5 protein-coding genes are annotated in these 5,069 nt (G+C 39.8%); 3 read left to right on the top strand and 2 right to left on the bottom strand.

Translation table 11 applies throughout. The features are described 5' to 3' along the window. Nucleotides 1-45: 45 nt before the first annotated feature. The gene (locus AAC037_RS19550) at nucleotides 46-1,368 is read right to left on the bottom strand and encodes a hypothetical protein (RefSeq protein WP_339904975.1); all 1,323 of its coding nucleotides are present in this window, start codon (nucleotides 1,366-1,368) and stop codon (nucleotides 46-48) included. Beyond that, entirely contained in the window at nucleotides 1,368-2,243 is an 876-nt protein-coding gene (locus AAC037_RS19545) for a hypothetical protein (RefSeq protein ID WP_339904974.1), read from the bottom strand. The genes AAC037_RS19550 and AAC037_RS19545 overlap by 1 nt, the downstream gene beginning before the upstream one ends. Before the next feature lie 352 nt (nucleotides 2,244-2,595). Here AAC037_RS19545 and AAC037_RS19540 point away from each other — a divergent pair, with 352 nt between their 5' ends. From AAC037_RS19540 to AAC037_RS19530, 3 genes are all read left to right on the top strand, one after another. Further along, nucleotides 2,596-3,168, top strand: coding sequence for a TetR/AcrR family transcriptional regulator (locus tag AAC037_RS19540; protein ID WP_339904972.1), 573 nt, complete (start codon nucleotides 2,596-2,598; stop codon nucleotides 3,166-3,168). Between the two features lie 42 nt (nucleotides 3,169-3,210). Next, nucleotides 3,211-4,323 (top strand): efflux RND transporter periplasmic adaptor subunit, encoded by a 1,113-nt coding sequence (locus AAC037_RS19535; RefSeq protein WP_339904970.1) that lies wholly within the window; start codon nucleotides 3,211-3,213, stop codon nucleotides 4,321-4,323. A gap of 6 nt (nucleotides 4,324-4,329) precedes the next feature. Then, nucleotides 4,330-5,069: efflux RND transporter permease subunit (locus AAC037_RS19530; protein WP_339904968.1), on the top strand; the 740-nt coding region annotated here is incomplete at its 3' end.

Genomic DNA, 5,069 nt, shown 5'->3' with positions numbered 1-5,069 from the left:
GTTTGGTTGCTTTATATGGAATGGAATAAAATTAATGGTTTTTTATCAATTTAAGGTGAAGGGTTGAAATGCAGCTATTGTATAGTCTTTCCCCTGGTAGGTCATGGTAACCTCTTTATCAGTTTCTACCCTATAAATCGTATTGCCCTTTAATTGTAACATAAAGCCGCATTTTTGGCTGAATACCACATCCGGTTTTCCATCTGCATCCAAATCCATGGCATTACTTTCTCCTCCTGCTACATTGCTTCCGCGATAAAGGTTGCCTTTAATTTCTGCGAGTGGAGTGATAAATCCATCCGTTGTCCACTCAAAATTTTCATACATTGTTTTGGCACTCATGCCGGAGGCTGATTTTGGATATACCATAAGGTCGATTGATTCCTCTTGACATTCAAACCTGATTGGTTTTAACCAACCATAGGTACTTTGAATGGATGGGGCGTCAGAAACTGTTTTGACATCTTTATTTAACCCGATAAAATATTGGCGATCGCCATTTTGACTATAGCCTGTATGGGCCATATTATCTGTTATTGCGGTGATTAGCGGCCTTCCATCATCTTCTAGTAAAGGAACAGTCAATCCAAATGGCTGGTTTTGAGCATTTCTCAATCTCGTGACCAATAGATCCGGGGTTAGTATAAATTCTTGGCTAAAATAGGGCCCACCTCTACCGGTTACATAGCTGTAATGTATGGTAAATTTCATCAATAAAGGGTGCACAAACTTAATTTCTGCCTCTGCGCGATAGGTGGAGGCTACATCTGCAATTCTTACCCAATGACCTCTTTCCATCCATTCCGGGCCGAAGCTAATCCCTGATTGAGGTCCATAACTATCTACGAGTGTCCCATCACCGGTTTTCATTTGGAATGAACTGTTTTTTGAAATATCATGCTCTCCGTCAGAAGGGCCTAATCGACCATCCCATCCTTTTTTAACCATTCTTACAGTTCCCAATGGTGTCCAACTCTTTCCATATTTGGGTACAGAAGCGCCCCTTAAATTTACCATAACTTGAAAACCACCGGCATTGGCAAAAAATGCTCCAAAGCTATCATCTGTAGTGAATGCGTATCCACCAATTTCTGCAGGAGCTGGTAATTCGGGGATTTCAGTTTTTCGGCTTAACCAAGCTTCTGCCAGGTGCTGGACCAAGGCCCCTGTATAGTTGCCCCACTGACTGGCAGGCTGGTATCCAATTCGGTCTTTGGGATCGAAATGATTTTTTGTTATAAAAAAAGATCCTTTAAATGCACCTGAATCCCTCTGCCAGCGAGGAATGCTACTAAAAGCTAAATTGGCAGCTCTTCTGTATTGACCAGCCAGGTATTGATCCCCATTATTCCAGGCATCTTCAGCCATTACCTCAAAAGCCAATTGGTACAATACATCATTGAAAATATGGTTGTCCGTCCGGCCATTTGGTGGAGCCTGTCCATCCGGAGACTGGGTAAAGAGACTCGTAAAGCCAGGGCAATAAGGTTTCCTCTACCTACTGCTTCTACAGCTAAGGATTGAGGATCGCTGCTCCAATCTTGGTACATGTTCCATTTGTCATGGACAATTCGTATTCTTTGGCTGTATTGATTCCAGGCAGTTTCAATAAATTCAGTAGCAAATTTTTTGTCGCTTAGGTTATGATTGACTCTGCTCCATTCTCCTTTCATTGCATAAGTACGCCAATTGTTAATTCTGCCATCAAAGTTTTGCATTACCTCAGATAATGGTGTTTCCATTCTTTCTGTCCAGACTTTAAACTGTTCTTTTGAGACATGGGCTTTGTAAAAATGAAGTGCATTGGTTAGGGGGCTAATAAAAAACTCCCCGTGCTCATCCGGAATGGCTTTACTTCCTTTAGAAAAAGCCAAGGTGCTATGCTCCATGGCTTTAATGCCTGCATCTTTTAGCTGTTTCCCTTGCCCTGCTTTTAACAATACGCCAACTCCAAAGGCAAAATAGGGGGTTGAATATTGATGCTCCCGTTTGAGATAGGGATCTATGACTGCACCTGATTGATTTTGATTATTCGCCATAACCTCACAAGTTGCTTCAATTAACTCAAGAAAATCATCCTTATCGACCACAGACCTTAGCCAAGGTTTGGCAGTAAGATGAAAGGCTTGACTTAATTTTGCCTCACCGGTATTGGTTTGGGAAAAAGTATTGTTGGATATAAGTATGGTAAGAATAACAATCCAATGAAATCTTGGTTTTTTTTTAGGGTTCATGTTTTTCATTTTAATCCAAGTTTGCTGTAATTTAATGAATACCAAGGAGAATTTTCTTTCCAAAACTTTCTTTGTTTTAATCTTTACTGGATTAATGGTTTTTACTATTTGTTTATTTCTTGTTTTTACTGCTGTCTTTTATTTTGTATTTAGTCAATTTATCAAATATCCTTTCCTTGATAGGTAAATATCAACCTATTATTTTTTTTTTTCTGTCTTAAAATATTCTATTGAATTTTGTTTCATTTTCCGTTGAGACAGAATGAAAGATAGTTTTTTGTAAAAAATTGGTAATTATCCCTTGGTAGCCTAAACTCTAGTTCATAGTTTTGCGTATAGAATGAACGTTCGATCTAAAGTTATGAAAGATATAAAAGAATTTCCGGAAAAAGAGATTGCCATCTATGAAGGTGCGCTCGAACTTGTGGCCAAATTTGGTTTTCATGGGACATCAATGAGTTTATTGACCAAGGAGGCAAATGTTTCCACAGGAACAGTTTATCATTATTTCTCCAGCAAAGATGACTTAATGAAAAAAATGTATTGTTACTACCGCAGCAAGGTGGAAGCACATGTGTCCGGTCAATTGGAAGGAAAAAAAGAATACAAGCAGCGATTTTATTCGAGGTGGAAGGCCCTTTACCTTTATTATACCCGAAACCCTAAGGTTTTACAGTTCTTTGAACAGTTTATCAATTCACCTTACAATCAAGAAAGGAGTCCGCATCATTTTACTGGAGCCTATTTTACATTTCTAAAAGAGGGAATTGACAATAAATACCTGAAACCTACCAAGCCCGAAATATATGTTGCCATGTACATGGGGAGTGTAGTTATGGCTTCGAAAATCAATGTCTTCGGTTCGATTCTATTGGATGAGAAAGACCGAGAACTACTGATCAATAAGTTGTGGTACGGAATGGCAGAAGTATAAGAAGAATCCAATTTTTAACTAGCATAATAAATAATCATTTAAATGAAGAAATTTTCTTTTGTAATACTCATCATGCTTGCGGTGCTGAGTCAATCCTGTTCGGAAGGAGAAACCAAAAACATGACTACGAAGCAGGCCCCGAGCATTCCTATACTTGAAGTTCCCAATAAAACCCTTACCGGTTATGACAGCTATCCCACCAGTTTAGAAGGGGTAGTGAGTAGTTCAGTTAGGGCAAAGGTTTCAGGCTATATTACGCAGGTATTGGTAGACGAAGGCCAAGCAGTGAAAAAAGGGCAGGGTTTGTTTAAACTTGAAACCCAGTCTTTGGATGCAGATGCCGCAGCTGCCAAGGCCAATGTAGCCGCTACAAAAGTAGATGTAGATAAGCTGAAGCCTTTGGTTGAAAAAGGGATTATAGGTAGTGTTCAGCTAAAAACCGCTGAGGCAAGGTACAATCAGGCATTGGCTACTTATAATAGTATTTCTGCCAATATCGATTATGCAACCATCAAAAGTCCGGTATCGGGCCATGTAGGTGCCATACCTTACCGTCAAGGTGCATTGGTAAGTCCTTCGGATCCCTTGACCACTGTCTCACGGGTGGATAATGTTTTTGCTTTTTTTGCCATGAATGAAAAGGAGTATTTGAACATGCTTCAAATCACCGCCGGAGAATCTCTCGATGACAAATTAGAGAATATGCCAGAGGTGGAACTTGAATTAGTGAATGGTCAAATTTATTCCTACAAAGGAAAAATTGAAACCGTAACGGGACAGGTAAACCCATCGACAGGGACGGTCAATTTCCGAGCCACATTTCCAAACCCAAACCGCTTGTTGGCACATGGCAATAGTGGAAAAATCCGAATACCTAACAGCTATGAAAATATGCCGGTAATTCCGGAAGCTTCTATTTATGAACAACAAGGTAAAACTTATGTATATAAAGTAGGAGAAGACGCGGTGGTTGAAGAGGTGTTGATAAAAGTAGAAGCCAAAGTGGGACAGTTTTTAGTCGTAGAAGAAGGCCTGAACCAGGGAGATAAAATAGTTTATCAGGGAATTGATAAGGTAAGGGGAGATATGAAGATTTCGCCTAGACTAGTACCCTTTGATAGTGTAGCAGGAAAATTAAAAGTAGCTTTTAAATAGAATAAAATGCTCAAACAATTTATAGACAAACCGGTACTATCCACAGTAGTTTCTATTTTAATTCTGATTCTCGGTGTATTGGGTTTATTGGCCTTGCCGGTCAGTCAATATCCGGACATTGCGCCACCAACAGTAAGAATTACGGCTTTTTATCCAGGAGCAAATGCAGAGACAGTTTTAGAAAGTGTGATTATACCCATTGAAGAGCAAGTAAATGGGGTGGAAGACATGGATTATATCACTTCTACAGCCAGTAACAGAGGAGCAGCCACCATTCAGGTGTTTTTCCGCCAAGGAGTAGACCCGGATATTGCAGCGGTAAATGTTCAAAATAGGGTAGCTCGAGCCAACCCTTTATTGCCAAGTGAAGTGGTTCAGTCAGGGGTAATTACCCAAAAGCAACAAACCAGCTCATTGATGTTTTTCACCATGGTGTCAGACAATCCTGAATATGATGCCACATTTATTCAGAATTACCTTAATATCAATGTTATTCCTTCACTGAAAAGAATCAAGGGAGTGGGTGATGTTACGGTCTTTGGCTCGAAAAATTATGCCATGAGAATTTGGCTGAAGCCTGATAAACTTACAGCTTATGGATTGATGCCTGCAGATGTCACTGCGGCCATTAATGAACAAAGTTTAGAAGCGGCAGCAGGGTCAATCGGTCAGAATAATGCAGAGGCTTTCGAATATGTGATCAAATATGGCGGACGTTATAAAAATGAAGATCAATATGAGGATAT

The organism is uncultured Cyclobacterium sp. (assembly GCF_963976465.1).
GTDB lineage: Bacteria > Bacteroidota > Bacteroidia > Cytophagales > Cyclobacteriaceae > Cyclobacterium.
This window is presented reverse-complemented; position numbering and strand designations above follow the sequence as displayed.